Annotated in this window: 20 protein-coding genes; 8 read left to right on the top strand and 12 right to left on the bottom strand. The window is 62.9% G+C overall.

The window, feature by feature from the left end:
• Positions 1-84: 84 nt before the first annotated feature.
• From RTP54_RS21695 to RTP54_RS21660, 8 genes are all read right to left on the bottom strand, one after another.
• Positions 85-1,305 carry a DUF2333 family protein gene (locus tag RTP54_RS21695; protein WP_112812143.1) on the bottom strand — a complete coding sequence of 407 codons (1,221 nt, stop codon included), beginning with the start codon at positions 1,303-1,305 and terminating at the stop codon, positions 85-87.
• A 3-nt stretch (positions 1,306-1,308) separates the two neighbouring features.
• A complete protein-coding gene (locus RTP54_RS21690) occupies positions 1,309-2,598 on the bottom strand; it encodes a DUF6638 family protein (protein WP_312365758.1) in 1,290 nt (429 codons plus the stop codon).
• 93 nt (positions 2,599-2,691) lie between these two features.
• Entirely contained in the window at positions 2,692-3,099 is a 408-nt protein-coding gene (locus RTP54_RS21685; protein WP_312365757.1) for a DUF559 domain-containing protein, read from the bottom strand.
• Positions 3,100-3,205: 106 nt separating this feature from the next.
• The gene (locus tag RTP54_RS21680; protein WP_112815350.1) at positions 3,206-5,122 is read right to left on the bottom strand and encodes an AAA family ATPase; all 1,917 of its coding nucleotides are present in this window, start codon (positions 5,120-5,122) and stop codon (positions 3,206-3,208) included.
• A gap of 2 nt (positions 5,123-5,124) precedes the next feature.
• Positions 5,125-6,273, bottom strand: coding sequence for a hypothetical protein (locus RTP54_RS21675; protein ID WP_112815412.1), 1,149 nt, complete (start codon positions 6,271-6,273; stop codon positions 5,125-5,127).
• A gap of 66 nt (positions 6,274-6,339) precedes the next feature.
• A complete protein-coding gene (locus RTP54_RS21670; RefSeq protein WP_112812140.1) occupies positions 6,340-7,428 on the bottom strand; it encodes a hypothetical protein in 1,089 nt (362 codons plus the stop codon).
• 165 nt (positions 7,429-7,593) lie between these two features.
• Positions 7,594-7,980, bottom strand: coding sequence for a cytochrome c family protein (locus tag RTP54_RS21665; RefSeq protein WP_312365756.1), 387 nt, complete (start codon positions 7,978-7,980; stop codon positions 7,594-7,596).
• Between the two features lie 167 nt (positions 7,981-8,147).
• Positions 8,148-8,741, bottom strand: coding sequence for a thymidine kinase (locus tag RTP54_RS21660; protein ID WP_312365755.1), 594 nt, complete (start codon positions 8,739-8,741; stop codon positions 8,148-8,150).
• Positions 8,742-8,991: 250 nt separating this feature from the next.
• Here RTP54_RS21660 and RTP54_RS21655 point away from each other — a divergent pair, with 250 nt between their 5' ends.
• The 6 genes from RTP54_RS21655 to RTP54_RS21630 all read left to right on the top strand — a co-directional run bounded on the left by RTP54_RS21655 (position 8,992) and on the right by RTP54_RS21630 (position 14,492).
• Positions 8,992-9,948, top strand: coding sequence for a choline ABC transporter substrate-binding protein (locus tag RTP54_RS21655; protein WP_112812138.1), 957 nt, complete (start codon positions 8,992-8,994; stop codon positions 9,946-9,948).
• A gap of 81 nt (positions 9,949-10,029) precedes the next feature.
• Positions 10,030-10,875: a choline ABC transporter permease subunit gene (gene choW, locus RTP54_RS21650; protein ID WP_112812137.1), complete on the top strand. Its 846-nt coding sequence runs from the start codon at positions 10,030-10,032 to the stop codon at positions 10,873-10,875.
• A complete protein-coding gene (gene choV, locus RTP54_RS21645) occupies positions 10,872-11,921 on the top strand; it encodes a choline ABC transporter ATP-binding protein (RefSeq protein WP_112812136.1) in 1,050 nt (349 codons plus the stop codon). Before choW ends, choV begins: the two co-directional genes overlap by 4 nt.
• Positions 11,922-12,009: 88 nt before the next feature.
• Positions 12,010-12,753, top strand: a complete 744-nt coding sequence (locus tag RTP54_RS21640) for a HugZ family protein (RefSeq protein WP_312365754.1) — start codon at positions 12,010-12,012, stop codon at positions 12,751-12,753.
• A 119-nt stretch (positions 12,754-12,872) separates the two neighbouring features.
• Complete coding sequence (locus tag RTP54_RS21635) at positions 12,873-13,217, top strand: ArsR/SmtB family transcription factor (protein ID WP_112812134.1); 345 nt, start codon at positions 12,873-12,875, stop codon at positions 13,215-13,217.
• 228 nt (positions 13,218-13,445) lie between these two features.
• A complete protein-coding gene (locus RTP54_RS21630) occupies positions 13,446-14,492 on the top strand; it encodes a Gfo/Idh/MocA family oxidoreductase (protein WP_312365753.1) in 1,047 nt (348 codons plus the stop codon).
• On the opposite strand, the gene RTP54_RS21625 is transcribed toward RTP54_RS21630, so the two are convergent.
• Both RTP54_RS21625 and RTP54_RS21620 read right to left on the bottom strand, forming a co-directional pair.
• Positions 14,487-15,623, bottom strand: coding sequence for a Gfo/Idh/MocA family oxidoreductase (locus RTP54_RS21625; protein WP_312365752.1), 1,137 nt, complete (start codon positions 15,621-15,623; stop codon positions 14,487-14,489). The genes RTP54_RS21630 and RTP54_RS21625 overlap by 6 nt on opposite strands.
• A gap of 12 nt (positions 15,624-15,635) precedes the next feature.
• A complete protein-coding gene (locus RTP54_RS21620) occupies positions 15,636-17,885 on the bottom strand; it encodes a glycoside hydrolase family 9 protein (RefSeq protein ID WP_312365751.1) in 2,250 nt (749 codons plus the stop codon).
• Positions 17,886-18,193: 308 nt separating this feature from the next.
• Between RTP54_RS21620 and RTP54_RS21615 the strand changes: the two genes are divergently transcribed.
• Both RTP54_RS21615 and ade read left to right on the top strand, forming a co-directional pair.
• Positions 18,194-19,522 carry an aspartate aminotransferase family protein gene (locus RTP54_RS21615; RefSeq protein WP_112812131.1) on the top strand — a complete coding sequence of 443 codons (1,329 nt, stop codon included), beginning with the start codon at positions 18,194-18,196 and terminating at the stop codon, positions 19,520-19,522.
• A gap of 87 nt (positions 19,523-19,609) precedes the next feature.
• A complete protein-coding gene (gene ade / locus RTP54_RS21610) occupies positions 19,610-21,307 on the top strand; it encodes an adenine deaminase (protein WP_112815346.1) in 1,698 nt (565 codons plus the stop codon).
• Between the two features lie 14 nt (positions 21,308-21,321).
• Here the strand turns inward: ade and aac(6') are convergent, their stop codons facing one another.
• Both aac(6') and RTP54_RS21600 read right to left on the bottom strand, forming a co-directional pair.
• Positions 21,322-21,786, bottom strand: a complete 465-nt coding sequence (gene aac(6'), locus RTP54_RS21605; protein ID WP_312365750.1) for an aminoglycoside 6'-N-acetyltransferase — start codon at positions 21,784-21,786, stop codon at positions 21,322-21,324.
• Positions 21,786-23,423 carry an alpha-glucosidase family protein gene (locus RTP54_RS21600; RefSeq protein WP_312365749.1) on the bottom strand — a complete coding sequence of 546 codons (1,638 nt, stop codon included), beginning with the start codon at positions 23,421-23,423 and terminating at the stop codon, positions 21,786-21,788. The genes aac(6') and RTP54_RS21600 overlap by 1 nt, the downstream gene beginning before the upstream one ends.
• Positions 23,424-23,448: the final 25 nt, after the last annotated feature.

Here is a 23,448-nt window from a genome sequence, read left to right as displayed (position 1 = left end):
CGCATTTTTTGACCGCACCCCTTCACGGGATGAAGCTTGTTTCCAGCGGCTCCGGGTCGGAGCCGCCGTCTTCATGCATGAATTTTATCGCGCAAGAATGTCGCGCATCTCGACGATGTTGGAGCGCACCCGCAGGATATAGAAGCCCATGGTCGCCAGATGCGTCGGCATGATCCAGCCGGCCTCCTCGCCATTGGAAATGATCAGCGGCTGGATGCGAAGCGCCGAGCGCAGCTGCTTGATCGTTTCGGTCCAGATCGGCGTCAGGCCGCGCTGGGCAACCACATTCTCGAAATCGGCACCGGCAGCCGACAGGATGCCGTAGTAGCCGTAGAGCTGGCCATAGGCGAACCAGAAGCGATCGTCGGCGCGCGTGTCGAACCAGCCGCCATTGTGGTTTTCCGAGCGCTCGCGAATGATCGCCGAGGTGTTGCCGAGGTCGTTGGCGATGCGGTCGAGGAATTCGACCAGGTTGTCGGCGCGACCGTCAAAGACGGCGTCGCACTTGGCAAGCGACGTATTGAAGGTGCGCATGTCCTTCATGGCGGCGCGATAGAAGCTCGGCGTCGGCGTCTTCGGGCCGAACGGATTGAGGCCGAAGTACCAGGTCTCCTCGTCGAACTGGATGTTGCCGCGGGCCCGCTGCAGATCGTTGTTGATGCCGGACGTGCCACGGACGCGGCCAAGCGAATCCACCAGCTCGACCGAGGTGCGGCGGATCGCCTGGTTGATGCCGCGCTGGAACGATGCCTTGTTGTCGAGCCAGGGCGTGTCGTCCCAGTCGAGACCGAAGAAGCCCAACTTGTAGAGCAGCATAGACGAGATCCAGGCATTCTCGTTGACGTTGTAGTCGATGAGGTCAGCCGTGACATCGACGATCGCCGAAGTCTGGCACTGGGTCCCGGCCGGCAGCTGTACGGCGGCGAGCGCCTCGGGCGTGACTTCGGCCGGCTGGTTGGCAACCGCCGCCTGGTTTGCGGCCGCTCCTGGCGTTGCCTGGCCCGTCGTCGCACCAGGTCCGCTCACCGGCGAACCGGCCGGCACCTTGCGTTCGGCAAGCTTGTAGCGGTCGACATAATCAGGGTTGAAGTTCGTCCAGGCCTGGGTCTGCCAGAAGAAATAGCCATAGAAGAAGAGCAGGCCGAGCAGGATGATGCCGATCGGTCCCTTGATGATCCAGCTGCGCTGGCGATACCAGTTTCCGAGCAGGACGAACGGCCACAGCAGCCAGGCAACGGCCAGGCCGATGCCGCGACCGATCGCGGTAAAGACACGCTGGAAAAACGCGACGATCGGATCAAACATGTCCTATTCCTCTCTGAGGCCGTAAAGCTTGCGGCGGAAGGCCGCCTTGTCTTTGAGATATGTGCCGGTCAGCGTCGCAACAACATATTCCCTGAACTTTTCACTGTAACGCTCGTAGGCGTCATAAAACCCCTGCTTGTCGAAAACGAAGCGGGAGACGAAATCGCGCGGAACCAGCTGGGCGATCAAACGGTTGACCAACCACTGGTCGGGATGCGTCGGCGAGGCCCTCACCAGCATGAAGCGGTTCGCCGACGCGACGTCCTGCATCCGGATGCTACCGGTCGTCTGCACCGTGCGCAGCATTTCCTGCAGGAACGGGTATGCACCATCGCTTGCAACAAGTGCAGCGTTGCGGTGCATCCAGGTCTGCAGCCAGATCCGGTCGACCCGAGCGAGATCCGCCGTCGGATCGGCGTCGTTGATCAGGCCGCGCACCACCATGTCGGACCGGTGCTGGTAGAGACCGGAGTCCTCCACCCAGGACGCCTGCGGCAGTTGCAGCCGCTTCGTCGACGCCAGGAAATCGTAGATGCGCGCAGGATCGTCGATGGCGATGTAGCTGACCTGCCAAGGCCGCGACCGACGAAAGCCAGGGACCGAAGGGTCGCAGATCACCGTCGTCGTCTTGTCGTCGAGGAAGACGTAGACGCCGCCGAAATGATTGGCCCAGAAGGCATCGTGCCGGAAGACGAGCTGATCTGGCACCAGCGCGTTCTGGCGGATGTCACCCGTCACCTTCGCCAGCTCGACCATGCGGTTGAGCATCTCGTCGTCGGTCCATGCAGTCGGCACCTTCTTCAGCCGATCGACGAGACCCCTGAGTTCCGCCGCCTTGCCCAGCATGTCTTCGGCCGAAAGCACCCGGAAGCGCACTTCATTGATGGAAAGGAGGTCGTCGATGTCGTCGACGATCGAAACCGAATCCTCGATTTCACCGTAGAGCGCATCCTTGATCGTCACGGCATTGATGGCGCGGCTGTTGGCGTTGAAGAACTCGTGCATCAACGCCGCCGTATTGGAAAAGCTGGTGTGCACGACCGGCAGTTCCGCCTGGTCCGGCGTCATGATGATGAAGCGGCGGTTCACCCGGTTGGGGTCGAGATAGTCGCGGTCGCCAAGCTCGTCGGCGATCTCCGGAGAGAAACCGGTCATGTCGATGCTGAAGCGCTCAAGCGCCGTCGGACGCAGCCCGAACCCCTGCAGCGCCTTGTTGTAGCGCGCAATCAGATGCGGCTCGGAAATGTCGAGCAGCCGTCCATAGATAAGCTCGGCTTCCAAGAGACGATTCATACGACATCCTCCCTGGCGCAAGCCCGGCACGGGCCACGTCCCCTCTCCCCGCCTGCGGGGAGAGGGCTAGGGTGAGGGGCAAATCTCCGTCGTTCAGTCATGTCTTCCGCCCGCCGGAATGAACGTCAAATCCGTTGTCCTCACTTCTACCAGCAATCGCTTCTCGATAATTGCGACGATTGTTTCGAGGACCGTCCCGCGTTCCCTCAGAACGTGAGTGTTCCAGAACCGGACGACGCTCCAACCGTTGGTCACCATGTACATATCGCGGATTGAATCGCTACTCATATTCGCGTGCTGACTGCCGTCTACTTCGACGACGAGATGATGATCCCGACATGCAAAATCTGCAAAGTATCGGCCGATTGGGAACTGCCGCACGAACTTGTATCCATTGAGGCGGCGACCTCTTAGGTCCGCCCACAATGTCTCTTCGGCTTCGTTGTCCGCTCGCCTGAGAAGACGGGCGCGGGCTGTCTCCCTCGTATTGGCGCCTCTCACTGTCCGCCCCTCACCCTAGCCCTCTCCCCGCGGGCGGGGAGAGGGGACGGCGTCGCGTATGACAACACGCGTCCGACTCCGCGGCAAAGCATGACCGGCGTCGCCATCACCCTTGCCACCGGCCGTCGCGTTTCATCGCCTCGATCTCGCGGATCGCCTTTTCGCGCTGTCGCTCGCGGCGGATGATGTCGGTGACGGCGGCATCGTCCGATTTGTCGGTGTAGCGGAATTCGCTGTCGGCGTAGCGGTTGATTTCCTGCAGCACCATCTCGATGGTGATCGGGCCGCGCAGCGCCTCGATCATCGCCTTCTTTTCATCGTAGGCCTTGTGCATGAACGAGCCGGCGTCCTTGAACCAGTCGTCCGGCAACTCGACGTCCATGGCCCTCAGCTTGATCGCGTCGGTGATGTTCTTGATCGCCCGGCCGGTGAAGCGCGGTTCCGCCTCCTTGATCATGTGCAGATAGGCCCCGACATCGGCAAGCGTGGCGAGCCCGCCCTTCTCTTTCTGATATCGCTCCCATACGGACACGAGGCCCTCTTCCTGCGGTCGCGAATGCGCCTCATAGGATTGCGACACGGCGCGCTTGATCTCCTGGCCCTCGAACAGCGCGTGTTCGCCGAGCGGGATCTTGTGGTTCTTGCCGACGAGCAGCGCAAAGATATCGATGTAATCGTCTTCCGTCTGCGGTCCATCGACCAGCCAGCGGGCGCCGGCGCGCTGCCTCAGCGCATCGTCGACATTCTCAGGGTAGTTAGAGAACATGCCGAAGGTGCAGTTGCCGCGCACAACGGTCGAGGCGCCGGCAAAACTTTCCATCAGCACCGCCGTCACCTCGTGCTGGCCAGCGGACGCCCGGTCGTCGGAGCGCTTGGCCGCCACCTGGTCGACATCGTCGATGGTGCCGAAACCGATGGCGCGCGGGTTGATGACGTTGTTGACGAATTCCTTGCAGTTCTGGCCCGACTTGCCCTGGTAGGACGAAATCTGGTCGACGCCGAAATTCTCGTAGTGAAAGGCGTAGCCGGCAATCTCGCAATATTCGTTGAGCATGCCGGCAAGCATCTGGATCAGGATCGTCTTGCCGGTGCCGGGCATGCCGTCGCCGATAAAGGTGAAGAGGAAGCCGCCCAGTTCGACGAACGGGTTCATCTGCCGGTCGAAGTCGTAGGCCATCAGCATCTTGGCGAGTTTCAGCGCCTGATACTTGGCGATGTGATTGCCGATGATTTCTTCCGGCTTCTTGAAGGTCATCACCAGCGGCTTGCGCTTCTGGCCCGGTGCGACGTCAAAGCCGTTGAGCGTGAAATCGTCCTGGTCGAGACGGATATGCACGGTCTCGAAGCTCTGCAGGCCGGTAAAGCGGCCCTTGCGCGCGATCAGCCCTTCGATGGCGACGCGCGAGAAGGCCCGCGCCCGCGCCGTCAGCGCCAGATCGTCGGCTGCACCTGAAATGCTCCGGTCGAGTGCCGCAATCATCGCCTTCAAGGCATCCTGCGGCGTGTCGAACAGGAAGTCCGGCTCGACCGCGTCGTCGACCGGCTCGCCCTCGCCCGAAAGCGTCGCACCGAGATAGGCGGCAAGCGTAAAGGCCGAGATATAGGCGGACGCGTTCAGCAGCGCCTTGAACTGGTTGGCTTCTTCGCCGGCGAGCGGCGCGGTCAAATTGCGGGCCTGCAACTGCTCGAGGCTCGTCTGGCGCGAAAAGACGTCGGCGACGGCAAGCGCCACCTGGATGCCGCGGCGGGTGCGGTAGAGGACGGCATGCTGCGCCGGCGACAGCATCGGGTCGCCCTGTCGCACCGCCTGGACGGTGCGCGCAAGCTCAACTTCGCGGGTGCGGCGCTGGCCGCCGGTCGAAACGGTGGAAACGAAGCGCCTTCCGGTGCCGGCGAGCGGCGCGCCGGCCGGGCCTTCGTCCCGCTCGAGGATCACCAGCTTGGTCACCATCCCCTGGGCTACCGCCTGGTGCCTGGCAATCTCGTCTTCGTGCAGTGTCGTCAGCCCGGCATTGAGTGTCATGCTTAAACCTCGCTCACGACCTGGTTACCGGAGATGACATGCACCTTGTAGTCACCGAAGACCTGCTCCGCTTCGCCCGCGGCATAAAGGGCCTGGTAGGCATCGTGCGGCACCAAAGCATGCTTCTCGTAGGACGAGACACCCATGCGTGTCGCTTCCAGATTGTCGGTATCGATGTGGAACTCTTCCTGCGCCGGCGTCGTCGACCAGAAGCCGCGCTTGGCGGCGCGCTCAGCCTTGGAGAACACCTCCTGCACCGTCCAGGTTAGCAGCCAGGCGTTTTCGGGTTTGCGCACCTTGGACAGGATCTCGTTGATCTTCGCATTGTTCTCGGTGATCCCGGCCGAATAGAACGGGCCGAGCACGATGCGCCGCAGCTGCTTGGGATGCAGCTCGGGGAAATCCTTGTCCATGTTGGTGGCGATCGTCACCGGCGTCAGCGAATAGGCGCTGTTCTTCGAGGCGAAATCATCGAAGCGGCTGGCAAGCTCGGGATTGAGCAGGCCGCCGACCGGCAGCGGGATCTCGACCTGCGGATTGAGCTTGCCATCCTCGGTCACGAGCATCTCGACGATCTTCTCCGACGAGTCCTCGATCGTCGCCATGTAGACGATCGGCAGGGTTTGGGTGCCGTCGAATGCGCCCCAGCTCACCACGTAATAGGGCCGCATGGTCTTTGGATTGACGGCGACGCGGATCGTCTCCGGCAGGATGAACGGTGAAAAGATCTCGCCCTTGCCGATCTGCTCGAGGTAGAGCCGTTCGGCCATGCGCGATTGCAGCGCCTCGGGAAAGGCCTTTTGCCTCAGGATGAAATCGGCCATCTCCTCACGCAGCGCATCGGCCGCGGGAATGTCGGCGAGACGCTTAGCCGCCGTCTGGCGATCGTTTTCCAGTTCGAGCACGTTCTGGAAGACGGGAAAGCCGCTCTCGGCCCGGGAGATCCGGAACTGTTCGACAAAGCCGATGCGGTTTTCCCAGCAGGCGATCGACGCTTTCAGGCGCGCCAGATAGGGAACGATCACCTCGCCGACGACGGTGTTGCGGTAGAGCGGCGAATTGCGGTCGCCGAGAAACAGCTCGAGCCCGGCCAGCGCCGAATGGATCGAGGCGAAATACTGGGCAACGGCGGGAGAAGCTGCGACTTTCATGCCGTTCCCCCCGTCGCGCGCCACAACGTAAACTCGGATCGTCTCATGCGCATTGCCTGGCGCCAATCACTGCTTCACGTAGTTGGCGGTGTTGTGCTTGTCCATGACGGCCTGGAAGCGGCGGGCAAAGGCGTCGTCGGCCAGCTTCTTGCGACGCTGGATGTCCTGCGTCGACAGCATGTTCTTCTCGTGCATTTCGAGGAGATCGCCGATGTGGCGCTGGGCGGCGGCACCGATGCCGGCCATCGTCTCCTCGGCTGCCGTGTCGACCTGGCTTCCGAGCGTGTTGATCTTGTGGGCGACGTCCTGCTGGGCCGCCGTCTTCAACGAATCTTCCAGCGCCTTGTAGAGCACGATGCGCTGTTCGGTATCGATGGTCAGCTTGTTGATCAGCGTGTTTTGCGCGGCGATCTGGTTGTTGAGCGAATCGACGAAGGTCTGGAACATCGAGGTATAGCGCTCGAGCGTCTGGCTTTCGGCCAGGAGCTCCTGCTCTTTCGCCTGCTTCTCGTTGTATTCGGTCGCGAGCGCCGAGCGCTCGCCTTCAAGCTCGGTGCGCACCTTCTGCTCGGTCGACGCCGCAATGCGGTTTTCGATATCGAGCAGTAGCGGGTTCAGTTCCTCGATCCGCTTCTGCGTTTCCTCGAGATTGGCCATCGTCACCTTGCGGCGCTCGATCACCTGGATCAGGCTCTGCTCAGAGGTCTTGTAGCGCTGGTCGAGGATCGACTTCTGATCCTTGAGGATGCCGACGATGGTGTCGGACTTCGACAGAAGTTCCTGCAGGTTGCCGGCGAGCGACATGTTGCGCACCCGGTCCGTGCGCATTCGCTGCATCTTCTGCTTGGAGAAGATGCCGATGAACTTCTCGTATCCCGTATAGTTCTTCATGCTCTCGAACTCGGAGCCGAAGACATTGGTCGCATCTTCCAGCCCGATGATGAGGTCGGCGATGTTGGCCTCCATCACCTTCTGCTGGTTGATGACGTCCTGGATGCGGGCGTTCTCGATATCGAAATTGACGTCGCCGAGCTTGGTCTCGGACTTGGCGAACTGCTCCAGCACGACGCCGGACTGCGCAAGCTTGCCGCGCATCTGCTCGACAACGCTTTTCGTCTTCTCGATCTCCGCGTCAAAATTCTGAAGAGAAGCCATATCATCCCCCTGGATCGCTTGAGGCAACGGGTGCCGTCCGGGCCGAATTGTTCAGCCTTCGATTGCAGGTATATAAAGGGTGTTTATAGCAAGAGAACAAGCCTCGGCGCCCGGCTTTTTTTGGTCAACCTCTCCGCCGAAGTGCTTGAGATATCGACGCATTGCCTATTTGGCAGCCGCCGGATCCTTCAGATAGGCGATGACGTCGGCAATGTCCTGCGGCTTCTTCAAACCGGCAAAGCTCATCTTGGTGTCACCCACCATTACCTTGGGGCTCAACAGATACTCGCTGAGCGTCGCCTCGTCCCAGACGTGACCTTCAGCGCCAAAAGCCTTCATGGCTTCGGAATAGCTGTAGTCGGAGACCGAAGCGGCCGGGCGACCGATGACGCCCATCAGGCTCGGTCCCACCCGGTTGTTGGGTTCGGTCGCCGTGTGGCAGGCCCCGCACTTGCGGAAGACGGCCGCCCCAGCCTTGGCATCGCCGCCGGCATGAGCGGGCGCCGCCCCGAGACAGAGACAGAAAAGGAGAGACGGAAGCAGACGCGGCATTGGGCACCTCATCGGACAGATACGGGACCATGACATTTCGAATGCGTCGCCCTCAAGACGCCATGCCGTCGCATCACAGCACCACCCATCAATCAGAACCTGACGACGATGTCACGACGCCGCAAGATCCCGGCAGAAAACCTTGAACGGACTCCGTTTTTGACGCGTCACGCCGGATCGCAGCGCATCTTGTCTTCCCAGTGGCGCCGGCAATAGGAAACGTATTTCTCGTTGCCGCCGACCTCGATCTGCGCGCCCTGCCGCACGACGTTGCCTTGCCCGTCAAGGCGCACGACCATGGTCGCCTTGCGGCCGCAGTCGCAGATCGTGCGCACTTCGCGCAGTTCGTCGGCGATGGCCAGAAGCGCCATCGAGCCCGGAAACAGCTTTCCTTGAAAATCGGTGCGCAATCCGTAGGCCATGACGGGAATGCCGATCCGGTCGGCGACCCGCGCCAGCTGCCAGACCTGCTCCTCGTTGAGGAACTGCGCCTCATCGACGAACACGCAGGCGATCTTGCCGCCGCCGTCGCCGTGCAGCGTTTCGATCAAGCCATAGAGATCATCGTCGCCATGGAAGGGAATGGCGTCCGCATCGAGACCGATGCGCGAGGAGATGCGCCCGGCGCCGCCCCGGTCGTCGAAGGCCGCAATCAGCATGACGACGCGCATGCCGCGTTCCTGGTAGTTGTAGGACGCCTGCAAGAGGAGCGTGCTCTTGCCCGCGTTCATCGTCGCATAGCTGAAATAGAGTTTGGCCATGTCCTGCCGCTTCCGGAAATCGTTTCGTCGGTACATGACGAGGCTTGGCCCCGAAGGCCAGAGCCCGATTGCACGGGCCCACAGTTTTTCGCCCGACTTGACCATTTCGTAGGCATTGCGACATTCTGCGTCGCAGCGTGCATCCCGCTCGCGTATTGACGCAATACACTTCCTTCGACATCAAAGCGCTTGAATTCGCTATCCAATGGTGTTTGGCTAAAACAATAATAGAGGCAGGGGAACGACAACGATGAACAAAGCACTCTCTCTCAAATTCTTGCTCGCGGGCGCCGTTTCGGTGGCTGCCCTTGTTGCCGGCAACGCCGCGGCAGCCGAGCCGGAAAGCTGTGGCACCGTCCGTTTCTCCGACGTCGGATGGACGGATATCACCGCCACCACCGCTACGGTTTCCGCCGTTCTCAAGGGCCTCGGCTATGAGACCGACATCAAGGTTCTCTCCGTTCCGGTCACCTACACCTCGCTGAAGAACAAGGACATCGACGTCTTCCTCGGCAACTGGATGCCGACCCAGGAAAACGACGTTCGCCCCTATCTCGACGACAAGTCGGTCGAATCCTTCGGGCCAAACCTCGAAGGCGCGAAATACACGCTGGCGACCAACGCCAAGGGTGCCGAACTCGGCATCAAGGACTTCAAGGACATTGCCGCCCAGAAGGATGCGCTCGAAGGCAAGATCTACGGCATCGAGCCGGGCAATGACGGCAACCGCCTGATCATCGACATGGTCGACAAGGACACCTTCGGCCTCAAGGGCTTCGAAGTGGTCGAATCCTCCGAACAGGGCATGCTGGCGCAGGTCGCCCGCTCTGAAAAAGACGGCGCGCCCATCGTGTTCCTCGGCTGGGAACCGCATCCGATGAACGCCAATTTCAAGCTTACCTATCTCTCCGGCGGCGACGACATCTTCGGCGCGAACTTCGGCGGCGCCAGCGTCTTCACCAATGTGCGCGCCGGCTACACCACCGAATGCCCGAATGTCGGCAAGCTGCTGACGAACCTCAAGTTCTCGCTGCAGATGGAAAACGAGATCATGGGCAAGATCCTGAACGACGGCAAGGAACCGGATGCCGCCGCCAAGGAATGGCTGAAGGCCAACCCGGCGGCGATCGAACCATGGCTCGCCGGCGTCACCACCAAGGACGGTGGCGAGGGCCTCGCAGCCGCCAAGACCGCGCTCGGGCTCTGAGCGACGACAAGGCGGGGGAAAACCCCGCCTTTTTCACCGCATCGCGCGATAGTTTTGATCTGACGAGACGGATTCACCCCTGTGGAATTTCTGACCGAGTACCGCATCCCAATCGGCGGCTGGGCCAAGGCGTTCGTCGACTGGCTGACGACGAACTTCGAGCTGTTCTTCGACCAGCTCGCCCGCTTCCTGTCCGGCGTCGTCGGCATCCTGCTCTATGTCCTGCAGACGCCGCACCCGCTGATCGTGGTCGCGGTGATCACCGCCCTTGCCTGGTGGTTCCGCCGCTCGCTCGGCATCACGCTGTTCACCGGCCTCGGCCTCCTCCTGATCATCAACCAAGGCTATTGGAAGGAAACGACGGAGACGCTGGCGCTGGTGCTGGCAGCCAGCGTCGTCAGCATGGCCGTCGGCGTGCCCCTTGGCATTGCCGCTGCGCGCCGGGCCTGGGTCTACGCCGTCATGCGGCCGATCCTTGACCTGATGCAGACGATCCCGACCTTCGTCTACCTGATCCCTGCCCTCATCCTGTTCGGCCTCGGCATGGTGCCGGGCCTGATCGCCACCGTGATCTTCGCCATTCCGGCACCCATCCGCCTCACCCGCCTCGGCATCATCTCGACGCCGCCCTCGTTGGTGGAGGCCGCCCAGGCCTTCGGCGCGACGCCCGGCCAGGTGCTGCGCAAGGTCGAACTGCCCTTCGCCATGCCCCAGATCATGGCAGGCCTCACCCAGACGATCATGCTGTCGCTGTCGATGGTGGTCATCGCGGCGCTGGTCGGTGCCAACGGACTTGGCGTGCCGGTCCTTCGCGCCCTGAACTCGGTCAATGTCGCCAAGGGCTTTGAGGCCGGTCTCTGCATCGTCATCCTCGCCATCATCCTCGACCGCCTGTTCCGCTCGTCCGACGAAGGAGAAGGCGCATGACCGACGCCGTCGTATTCAAGAACGTCGACATCATCTTCGGCAACAATCCGCAGACCGCGCTGCAGATGGTCGACCAGGGCAAGACCCGCGACGAGATCGGCGCCGCCACGGGCCTGGTGCTCGGCGTCGCCGGTGCAACGCTGTCGATCAACGAGGGCGAGATCCTCGTGCTGATGGGGCTATCGGGCTCCGGCAAGTCGACGCTGCTTCGCGCCGTCAACGGCCTTGCACCCGTCGTTCGCGGCGAAGTCGAGGTCAAGACCGCCAACGGGCCACTCAACCCCTATCGCACGTCGCCGAAGTCGCTGCGCGACTTCCGCATGCACACCGTATCGATGGTGTTCCAGCAGTTCGCGCTGCTGCCCTGGCGCACCGTTGCCGACAATGTCGGCTTCGGGCTGGAGCTTGCCGGGATGCCGGATGCGGAGCGCAAGGCCCGCGTCGGCGAACAGCTGGAACTCGTCAACTTGACGAAATGGGCGGGCCGCAAGGTCAACGAGCTTTCGGGCGGCATGCAGCAGCGCGTCGGCCTTGCCCGCGCCTTTGCCACCGGCGCGCCGATCCTGTTGATGGACGAACCGTTCTCGGCCCTGGACCCGCTGATCCGCACGCGCCTCCAGGACGAACTGCTCGAGTTCCAGCGGCGTTTGAAGAAGACCATCGTCTTCGTCAGCCATGACCTCGACGAGGCGTTCCGCATCGGCAACCGCATCGCCATCATGGAGGGTGGGCGCATCATCCAGTGCGGCACGCCGCAGGACATCGTCAGAAACCCCGCCAACCAGTATGTCGCCGATTTCGTCCAGCACATGAACCCGATCACCATGCTGACGGCCAAGGACGTGATGCAGACCGGCGTCCAGCGTGGGGCGACCGTCGCCGGCGTGACGGCGACCGCCAAACCGACGACGCCGCTGGTCGACATCCTCGACGCCATGTCCCGCCAGCCAGGCAGCGTCGGCGTCGTCGACAACGGTTCCGTCGTCGGCACGATCAATGCGCAGAACATCGTCGAGGGCCTGACGCGACACCGCAACAAAAGTTGACGAAAGCGCACAAGAAGCCAATAAAGCCCGGACCCGTTCCGGGCTTTTGCGTTCGGGGTGCGGGCTGCACGTCAGGAAGGACCGAGGAATGACCGACAAGCCGAACGTTTTGCGCGAAACCGACGATGAAGCGCGCAAGCTCGCGCACACACTTCTGCGCGGCGCCCGCAGCGGCTCCCTTGCGGCCATCGAGCCGGAAAGCGGCGGTTTCCCCTTCGTCAGCCGCGTGCTCGTCGGCATGGATGTCGATGGCGTGCCGTTGATCCTGATCTCGAAACTGTCGACCCATACCAAGGCGCTGCTCGCCGATACCCGCGCCTCGCTTCTGACGGGAGAACCCGGCAAGGGCGATCCGCTCGCCCATCCTCGGCTCACGGTCCAGTGCGAGGCGGAGGCGGTTGCGCGTGATTCGGACGCACACGCCCGCATACGCGAGCGTTTCGTCCGCCGGCATCCGAAATCGAAGCTCTATGTCGATTTCCCGGACTTCGGTTTCTTCCGCCTGAACCCGTTACGTGCGAGCCTTAACGGTGGATTTGGCCGGGCCTACGTGCTGTCGGCCGCAGATCTCGTGATCGATTCGCCCGCCACCGTATCTCTCGCCGCCATGGAAAACGGCGCAATCGAGCATATGAATGCCGATCATGGAGAAGCGGTCAGATTTTATGCTGAAAAACTCTGCAATGCGCCCGCAGGCGACTGGAAGGTGGTGGGCATCGACGCGGCCGGACTGGATCTCGCCCATGGCGACCAATTGAAGCGGCTCGATTTCCCTGCCCCGTTGCAGGACAGTTCGGAGTTACGGCCACTTTTGCGCGAACTTTACGGTTAATCGCTCGCCAAATACCCCCATTTCTTGCAGTAGGTAGTTGCCCTTTTATGCATCACGACTAATTATCGTCCTTCGTCAACCATAACTACGTGTGATGTAATTTTCGCATGGAGCACGCAATGCAGCCACTTTCGCCTGAAAAACACGATGAAGCCGAGATAGCAGCCGGCTTCCTCTCGGCCATGGCAAATCCTAAGCGCCTTCTCATCCTCGATTCCCTTGTCAAGGAAGAGATGGCCGTCGGCGCATTGGCCAACAAGGTGGGCTTGAGCCAGTCCGCTCTGTCCCAGCATCTGTCGAAACTGCGCGCCCAGAACCTGGTCAGCACGCGCCGTGACGCACAGACGATCTACTATTCCAGCTCGTCTGACGCCGTCATGAGAATTCTGGGTACCCTGTCCGACATCTATGGCGTCGAAGCAAACGCCATGGCAGAAAAGACGTTGGTCCGCCGCTCGGCCTGACCTCATCAGTCCGTAACAGGGATCTTGCCCTGAAGTAGCCCCACTCGAGCGATCGCGCGGGGCTTATTCATTTCTGGAGCCCGGCAAACCGCGCATAGCCATTGCCTTGTCGAAGGGCGGGCGGGCTCCGTTTGCTGGGCATTCCGATGCTTGTCGTCGATGTTTACCCGCCCTTGAGATTTCAGGGGCAGGATGCGCCCCGAGCGAAACAGCCGGGACATCGGGTTCATGCAAGACAAGGTCCGTTGGGGCATCGCCGGTACCGGCGCGATCGCAGAGAGCTTCGCGTCCGATATTCAGTTTGCCGGCAACGCCGAGCTGACGGCCGTCTATTCCCGCAGCAAGGACAAGGCCGAGGCATTCGCCGCCCGGTTCGGCGACATCATAGCCCATTCCAGCATCGATGCCTTTGCCGCCGATCCCGCTATCGATGCGGTTTACGTCGCCTCCCCCAACGCCGTCCACCTGGAGCAGGGCATCGTCTTCCTGTCGGCGAACAAGTCCGTTCTGGTCGAAAAGCCGTTGGCGACGTCGTTCGACGACGCGCGGTCGCTCGCAGCGCTTGCGGCGACCAAGGGGCTTTTCGCCATGGAGGGCCTGTGGACCTGCTTCCTGCCCGCGATCGCCAAGGCCCGCGCGCTGCTGGACGCAGAGGCTCTCGGGCGCATCCGGCACGTGACGGCCGAGCTTGCCTACGAGAAGCCGTTTGATCCCAACAGCCGCTTCTTTGACGCGAGGCTCGGCGGTGGCTCGTTGCTTGACCTCGGCATCTATCCGCTGTCGCTTTGCCTCAATCTGTTCGGCCAGCCGCAGGCAGTCGAAGGCCGCTGGCAGCGCGCACCGACCGGTGTCGATCTCTCGGCTGACATGTGCCTGTCCTACACCGGCTTCCAGGCTCATCTGTCCTGTGGCTTCGAGCGCGACGGCGAAAACCGGTTCGTCATCGACGGCGATCGCGGCACGCTCGTCATCGACGCACCGTTTCTGAAGGCGAGCCGCCTGTTCCTTGCCAACAACGGCCTGGTGCGCAAGGCGATCGCACCGAGAGGCCGGGGCCTGTGGGCGAAAGGGTTGACGCGCGCCGCCAGGCGCATCTCCTTGCCCGGTCTTCAGCGCTTTGACCTGCCTTTCCCTGGCAACGGCTTGCAGTTCGAGATCGAGGCCGCGAGCGCCGCAATCCTGGAAGGCTGGCACGAGCATCTGCTCATGCCGACATCGCGAAGCCTGCAGGCCATCGAGATCATCGAAACGATCCGCGGCCTGCCGCCATCATAGGTCGCGTGGACGGTAGCCCTGCCGGCCGTTGTTGAGGGCAAGCACGATCTCCGTCAGATGGCGCGCGGTTGCGCCGGAAAAGAACGGCGTCGTTCCCTTTGCGATTGCGTCGGCCTGCGCAGCGATGCCGCCGACGAAGTCGATCCTCGAGGGATAGGCGGGCAAGGCTGACGTCGCTGCCCGCTTGGGATACCCGACCTTGCTGCCGGCATAGAGCCTGAGCGGCAGCTTGCGACCGACCTTCCACTCGACCCAGTCGAGAACGCGATGCTGCAGCGAGCGCTTGGCGCCGAAGGCTTCGAGATGAATGGGCGAACGGTTGTCCCAGAGATCGCGCACGACGATGGTGCCCTTGTCGCCGATGATGGTCAGCGAACGGTCGCGCGGTGCCGCCAGTCCGCAGGTCACCCGCGCCGTCACACCGGAGCGGAATGACAGGCAGCCGACCGAAAAATCCGGGCCGAGACGCAGGCTCTCCGTGCCCGGCCCCTTGTCCGGGAAGGTCAGCGCGGAAACGGCAGTGACCTCGGCAACCGGACCGAACAGCGAGACGAGCCAGCTTGCCGCATAGCCCGCGTGTTCAAGCGTGCAGCCGACTTCGAACTCGTGCACGCCCGGCCAGCGGGCGCCGGAACGGCTGCGCCAGTCACGCCAGTTGGCCTTGAACACCGGGCCGTCCTCCATTTCGGCATAGGCAAGGCGCGGCGTGCCGATGGCACCGCCTTTGAGCAGCGAGGCGCAGAGCGCATGCGCTTCGCTGAGCGCATTGGCGGGCGCGCCGGCAAGGACGAGCCCCCGTTCTTTCGCCAGTTCCACCAGTTCGCTCGCCTCGTCGACATCCATCGCCAGCGGCTTCTCGCAATAGACGTGCTTGCCGGCGCAAAGTGCCGCACGGTTTACGGTATAGTGGCTCTCCGGCGTCGTCAGGTTGACGACGATCGCCACCGCCGGGTCAGCCAGCACCTCCTCAAGCGACGCGTAGCACTCGACCTTCCAATAGTCGGCAAATGCATCCAGGCGCGCCACGTCGCGGTCCCATGCGCCCGTGAGCCGGAGTTGCGGATGGTTGGCAAGCGTCGTCATGTAGTAATCGGCAACGAAGCCGGTCCCGACAAAGGCAATTCCGGTCATCACTGCGGCCCCCTAGCGTGCGTCGGTAAGGAACGACGCGACATAGACGAGCGGCGCATTCCAGTTGATGGTGATCTCATTGGAGCCATAGGCCTCGATATCGTCGACATAACAGGTTTGCGGTGCGCACCCGGTCAGGCGCTGCTTGGCGATCGCATCGACCGGCGTCGAATTCGGCCCGCCCGCCAGCGATCCGACTGGCGGGTTGGGCAGGCTCGGATCCACCTGCCGGGCATACCAGCGGCTGTGCTGGTTGACCGGCGACCGCGCCCCGTAGCCCGTGATGTAGGAGAATGCCAGTGCATTCCGGCCGAGCAGATAATCCATGCTCTCGCGCGCGCCGTTGAGGAAGGCCCTGTCGCCAGAGAGATCGAAGGCGGCCGAAAGCACGATGATGTTCTGCAGGATCAGCTGGTTCGATCCCCAGTCGTAGCGGTGGTTTCTCGGCCTGTAGATCTGTCCGAATGGTTCAGCCGCCTGTCGCGTGAGAAAGTCCCGCCCGGCCGTCAGAACCGAGCGCCTGATCATGGCGAGATCGGCCTTGGGCAAGGCTTCACCGTAAAGCGCCAGCTGCAGCCGGGCGAAGCCGGCGACGTTGCGCCAGTCGAAGGCACCGGTCGCATGCAGCACCTCGCCCGACCAATGGGGAGACGCGCGCAGCGCCTCGAGATATTTCGCGTCCCCGGTCGTCAGAAACAGCTCTGTCGCGGCCCAATAAAGCTCGTCGGAAACGTCGTCGTCGTCATAATCGCCACCACCCGCGTTGCCGTCCGATTTCGGCGCGGTCAGGACGGGATTGGCATTGGCCGCGACCCAGGCCTTGCGCGCCGCCGAAAGCAACCGTTTGCCAAAGCTCGGATTGTCCTTGGCATAGAGCCGCGATGCCTGGGCCGCGACCGCCGCGACATCGAAGGTCGCAGCCGTCGAAGGCCGATGAAGCGCCCGCGCCTTCGGGTCTTCGCTCGGCAGCATCGGTGGCGAGGTCCACTCGGTATCATGGATCTTGTGGTGCACCATTCCGGCAAGCGGCTCGCCGTCCGGCACCATCATCGAGAGCAGGAATTGCAGCTCCCATCGCGCCTCGTCGAGCAGATCGGGAATGCCGTTGCCGCTCTCGGGTATGCGCGAAAGCCGATCACCGAGCGCCGGCGACTTGGCGCCCCCAAAGGAACGCGCCCGCTCATAGGTCGCCAAAAGCTGCGCCGCCGAGATCGCGCCGTTGACCGCATACTTGCCGTGATCGCCGGCATCGTACCAGCCGCCGGAAACGTCAAGGCGATAGGAGCAGGACCAGTCGCCATAAAGCGCCTTCGCCGCCGGCCCCGAGAGGCAGCCGACGGATGTGTCGCCTTCGTTCGGCGCGACGCCGATATGCCCGGCCGGCCGGGCATAGGCCTTGCCGGCGATATCGCCCCGGATCTTCACGCCGCTGCGCTGCGGATAGAACCAGGACAGCGCATCGACCGTCAAGCGCCCGTAGAGATCGTCGGAAATCGAAAACCGGTCGCTGCTCCAGTCGCCCGAAACCAGCCGGTAGCCGTCGCCGGGAACGGCATAGGCGGAAAAATCCGCCACATGCGTCCTCACGCCGGCCGATGGGTCGAAACCACTCGGGCGGGTCGTTCCCTCGCCGACAACGGCGTCGCCCGCGTCGACCAGCTGAAAGGAAATGGCTTGGCGCGCATCGGAAATCACCGTCGCTCGCTTGGGTCCATCGGTGAGATAGCCGAGCTGATTGACGCGAATCGCCGGCCCATCCTTGGCCCGATTGGCTGCAGCAGGTGCGGCAATCTCCGTGAGCGACACATCGTCCACGCAGAAGCGCCAGGGCTTTTCTGCTCCGCCAAGCGGGAAGATCAGTTGCGCCTCGTCCGCTTCCGTCGCCATGAAGTCTGCCGAAAAAGGCGCAGGTTCGGGTGCGCCGGCGATCATGAATTCGCCCTGCGTCGTCCAGGGCTCGGCGCCGCGCTGGATACGGGCCGGCACCGCTCGCACGGCGTCTGTCGTCAACGCCAGCCTGTAGTGAAGGCCGGGCTCGAGCTTCAACCCGTTAAGGCCGACAAGTCGGTCCCAGGTCTCGCCACCCGCCGAAACGTCGGCGCAGAGTTGCCCGCCGTCGCGCGAAAGCGTCACGCCGTCTCCCGCCCAGAAGCTGTCTTCACCGTGCTCGAAGCGACCGTCGACGATCAGCTCGGCGCCCGCTGCCATGCCAGGCAGAATAAGGACGGCAATCGCCGCCTGCGCGATACCCAACCTCGACACCTTTTCGCCACTCCATTTGCTTGGTCGCCGGATCGGGAAGAGCCGCCATGGACCCGGCGATACACGGCGCGGTAGCGTTGCCGCAAACAGGTTAAACTTGAGAAAACGTCCGCCGCCAACGGGACGATTCCGCGTTCAGAAATGACCAGGGCCCGCACCGACCGCCTCGACATGAATGGGCGCGCCGGCATCGCCAGGTCGCGGCGCCAGACTTGACCCGAACCGGCGCCCTGATAGTTTGACCAAAGGGTAAAAGAATCCAAGCGGGCACCACCGCCCGACACCGGACCATGCCGAGGAGAACTGGAATGTCGAACCGCCTCAATACCACGCCGAACGACCTGCGTGCCTTCTGGATGCCGTTTACCGCCAACCGGCAATTCAAGAAGGAGCCGCGCCTGTTCGTCGGCGCCAAGGACATGCATTACACGACCCATGACGGTCGCACGGTGCTTGACGGTACGGCCGGCCTCTGGTGCGTCAATGCCGGCCATTGTCGCCCGAAGATCACCGAGGCGATCCGTCAGCAGGCGGGCGAACTCGACTATGCCCCGGCCTTCCAGCTCGGCCACCCCAAGGCCTTCGAGCTTGCCAATCGCCTGGTCGACATCGCGCCTGAGGGCATGAACCATGTGCTCTACACGAATTCCGGATCCGAATCGGTCGAGACCGCGCTGAAGGTGGCGCTCGCCTATCACCGCGCCAAGGGCGACGGCTCGCGCACCCGCCTGATCGGCCGCGAGCGCGGCTATCACGGCGTGAATTTCGGCGGCATCTCGGTCGGCGGCATCGTCTCCAACCGCAAGATGTTCGGAACGCTCCTGACCGGCGTCGACCACATGCCGCACACCCATCTGCCGGCCCAGAACGCCTTCACCCGCGGCGAGCCGGAACACGGCGGGGATCTCGCGACCGAACTCGAGCGCATCGTCACCCTGCACGACGCCTCGACCATCGCCGCCGTCATCGTCGAGCCGGTCGCGGGCTCGACGGGCGTGCTGATCCCGCCGAAGGGCTACCTCCAGAAGCTGCGCGACATCTGCACCAAGCACGGCATCCTCTTGATCTTCGACGAAGTCATCACCGGCTTCGGCCGCCTCGGCACACCGTTCGCAGCCCAGTATTTCGACGTGACGCCTGACATCATCACCACCGCCAAGGGCCTGACCAACGGCGTCATCCCGATGGGTGCGGTGTTCGTGACCTCCGAAATCCACGACGCCTTCATGAACGGCCCGGAACACCTCATCGAGTTCTTCCACGGCTACACCTATTCCGGCAACCCGATCGCCTCGGCCGCAGCCCTCGGCACGCTCGACACCTACAAGGAAGAGGGCCTGCTCACCCGCGCGGCCGAACTCGCTTCCTATTGGGAAGACGGCCTTCATTCCCTGAAGGACTGCCCCAACGTCATCGATATCCGCAATGTCGGCCTGATCGGGGCGATCGAGCTGCAGCCGATCGCTGGCGAACCGACCAAGCGCGCTTTCAACGCCTTCCTGAAGGCCTATGAAAAGGGCCTCCTGATCCGCACCACCGGCGACATCATCGCACTGTCGCCGCCGCTGATCATCTCCAAGGCGGAAATCGACGAGCTGTTCGACAAGCTCCGCGACGTGCTCGTCAACAATATCTGATAGCGTCACATACGCGTATACCGGCCCTTTCCCTGGCAACGGGGAGAGGGTTAATCTTATCCAGAGACCGAAATAAGGAATGCAGAGATGTCGTCAGCTTTGGAACGAATGATCGACCAGGGCGTCGGCCGCGAGCCGGCAGACATCGTGCTCAAGGGCGGGCGCTTCTTCGATCTGGCGACGGGCGACCTCGTTGCCTCCGACATCGCGATTTCAGGCGACCGGATCGTCGGCACCTATGGCGACTATCAGGGCCGTGAGGAGATCGACATCTCCGGGCGCATCGTCGTGCCCGGCTTCATCGACACGCATCTGCACATCGAATCCTCGCTCGTCACGCCGCACGAGTTCGATCGTTGCGTGCTGCCGCTCGGCATCACCACCGTGATCTGCGATCCGCACGAAATCGCCAACGTGCTCGGCACCGAGGGCATCCAGTTCTTTCTCGATTCCGCGCTCGAAACCATCATGGACATTCGCGTCCAGCTGTCGTCCTGCGTGCCGGCAACGCACCTGGAAACGTCAGGCGCCGACCTGCCGATCGAACGGCTGCTGCCCTTCCGCCACCATCCAAAGGTGATCGGCCTTGCCGAATTCATGAACTTCCCAGGCGTCGTGCACAAGGATCCCGTGTGCCTCGCCAAGCTCGAGGCATTCCAGGGCGGCCATATCGACGGCCACGCTCCGCTCTTGAGCGGCAAGGACCTCAACGGTTACCTGTCCACCGGCATCCGCACGGAGCATGAATGCACGACGGCCGAAGAGGCGATGGAGAAGATCCGCAAGGGCATGCACATCCTCGTGCGCGAAGGCTCGGTCTCCAAGGATCTGCATGCGCTGATGCCGATTATCACCGAACGGCTGTCGCCCTATCTCGCGCTCTGCACCGATGACCGCAATCCGCTCGATATCGCCGAGCAGGGGCATCTCGACCACATGATCCGCACCGCGATATCAGCCGGCGTCGAGCCGCTGGCGATCTATCGCGCCGCCTCGATCTCGGCCGCGCGCGCCTTCGGCCTTCGCGACCGCGGCCTCGTCGCACCCGGTTGGCGCGCCGACCTCGTGGTGCTCGACAGTCTGGAAAATTGCAGGGCGCAGATGGTGTTGTCCGGCGGCCGCCGCGTGACCGACGCGCTTTTTGCCACCCGCACGCCGGTTGCCCCCGTTGGCCTCGACAGCGTCAAGGCCGGCCATGTCAACGCCAGCGACTTCGGCGTACCCACCTCCGACGGCGACACGTCCGTCATCGGCGTGCTGCCGGGCAAGATCATCACCGAGCATCGCCGCTACAGGCTGCCGGCCGATGGCAACGAGACCGGCGTCGACCTCGGCCGCGACATCATCAAGGTGGCGGTGATCGAGCGCCACGGCGTCAACGGCAACCATGCCAATGGCTTCGTCCAGGGTTTCGGCCTGAAGAAGGGGGCGATCGCCTCCACGGTCGGCCATGACAGCCACAACATCTGCGTCGTCGGCGTCAATGTCGAGGACATGGCAACCGCTGCCAATCGTCTCGGCGAGATCAAGGGCGGCTTCGTCGTCGTCGAGGATGGCAAGGTCACCGGCGAGATCGCGCTTCCGGTCGCCGGCCTGATGAGCCTGGAGCCGCACGAGGCCGTGCGCGACACGCTGCATCACCTGCGTCAGGCGGCCTTCGCGCTCGGCGCGACGCTCGAAGAACCCTTCCTGCAGCTCGCCTTCCTGCCGCTGCCGGTGATACCCCACCTGAAGATCTCCGACCGCGGACTTGTCGATGTCGACAAGTTCATGCTGATCGGCTGAACGGAAAGCTCCGCTCAATTGTCGGCAGCGGGGCCGGAAAGCTCCTTGCGGAAATAGACGACCCGCTCGGTTTCCTCGAAGCCGAGCGCCATGTGCAGTCCGTGGCTTTCCAGATTGTCGATATCGGTGTCCGACGCCAGCTCGCGGCAGCCATGGCCGATCGCCCAGCGTTCTGCGGCCGTGATCAGCGCCCGGGCCACTCCGTGGCGGCGGTAGCGTGGCAGCACGTAGATGCCTTCGAGAAAGGCAACGGGCGACGTCTCGCAGCCGTTGACGTAATCGCTGCGTAGAGACACCTCGGCAAAGCCCGCTGCAACGCCCGCATCGTCCTCGCAAAGAAATGCCGCCTGCCGGTCGTCAGCCGCAAGACAGCCGTCGATCTCCTCGCGATGCACCGCTGCCGGCGTATCCGACCAGAGCGCCAGCCGCATTTCCAGCCAGCGGCCGATCATCTCGACATCCATCAGCAACACGCGCATCAGAGCTTCCCGCAATAGGCGGTGAGGCCATCGAGCTTCAGCACCCCGCCTGCAACCTCAGTCGATTGGCCTGGTAGCGACACGGTCTCCACCGCTTTATCGGCAACAAGGAACTCCTGCGGCTCACGCGTCAGGTTGAAGACGAAAAGCAGCCGTTCACCATCCTTCTGGCGCGTGAACGCCAGCAGGTCGCGATTGCTCTCGAGGAACGACATGTCGCCATCGTGCAACGCCGCATAGGACCGGCGGAAGCCAAGCATGGCACGATAGTGATTGAGGACGGTATCGGCGCCTGCTTCCTGCGTATCGACCGCGAGCCGCGACTGTTCGGCCGGCACCGGCAACCACGGCTTTCCACCGGAGAAACCGGCATTCCTCGTGGTTGCCTCCCACACCATCGGCGTGCGGCACCCGTCCCTGCCCTTGAAGGACGGCCAGAACCGGATGCCATAGGGATCACGCAGGTCCTCGAAGGCGACGTCCGCCTCCGGCAGGCCGAGTTCTTCGCCCTGATAAAGACAGACGGAGCCGCGCAGGGTCGAAAGCAGCGTGATCGCGAGCTTGGCCACCACCTCGCGCTCCGCCTCGCTCTCGGCAAAGCGGCTGACATGGCGCATGACGTCATGGTTGGAAAACGCCCAGCACACCCAGCCGTCGGTGACGGCCTTCTGGAAATTGTCGACGCAGCGGCGGATATGGCTTGCGCTGAAGTCCGGGCCAAGCAGATCGAAGGTGTAGCACATATGCAGCTTGTCACCGCCGCTGGTATAGGCGGCAACCGTCTTCAGCGAGCGGGCACCGTCTCCGACCTCGCCCACCGTCGTGCGCCCGCCATAGCCATCGAGCAGGGCCCGGAAGCGCTGGAGGAAGGCGACGTTCTCCGGCTGGCTCTTGTCGTAGAGGTGGTCCTGCATGCCGTAGGGGTTGACGTCGGGCGCGTCGTTGCTGGTCGCATCCGGGTCGGGCACCAGCGGTGGATTGTCCCTGAGGTGGCGATCGTGGAAGTAAAAATTCACCGTATCGAGCCGAAAGCCGTCGACCCCGCGGTCGAGCCAGAAGCGCGCCGCATCGAGCACGGCATCCTGCACCTGCGGATTGTGGAAGTTGAGATCCGGCTGCGAGGCGAGGAAATTGTGCATGTAATATTGCTTGCGCACGCCGTCCCATTCCCAGGCCGGCCCGCCGAAGATCGAAAGCCAGTTGTTGGGCGCCGTGCCATCCGGCTTCGGATCGGCCCAGACATACCAGTCCGCCTTCGGGTTCTGACGGCTACTGCGGCTTTCGATGAACCAGGGATGGCGGTCGGACGAATGCGAAATCACCTGGTCGATGATCACCTTGAGGCCGAGGCAGTGCGCTTCCGAAAGCATCGCATCGAAATCGCCAAGCGTGCCGAACATCGGGTCGACATCGCAATAATCAGAGACATCATAGCCCATATCCGCCTGCGGCGAGGTGAAGAAGGGCGAAAGCCAGATGGCGTCGACGCCGAGCGAGGCAATATGGGCGAGCCGGCGCGTCACACCCTTCAGGTCGCCGATCCCGTCGCCATCGGTATCCTGAAACGAGCGCGGATAGACCTGATAGATCACCGCGCCGCGCCACCAATCGTCACCCGAACCCTGCTGAGACGCCATGCCCTGCCCCCGTGAAACCGATCTG

Source organism: Ensifer sp., assembly GCF_031989085.1.
Taxonomy (GTDB): domain Bacteria; phylum Pseudomonadota; class Alphaproteobacteria; order Rhizobiales; family Rhizobiaceae; genus Ensifer.
The sequence above is the reverse complement of the archived record's forward strand: the minus strand, read 5'-3'. Positions and strand labels throughout refer to the sequence as shown.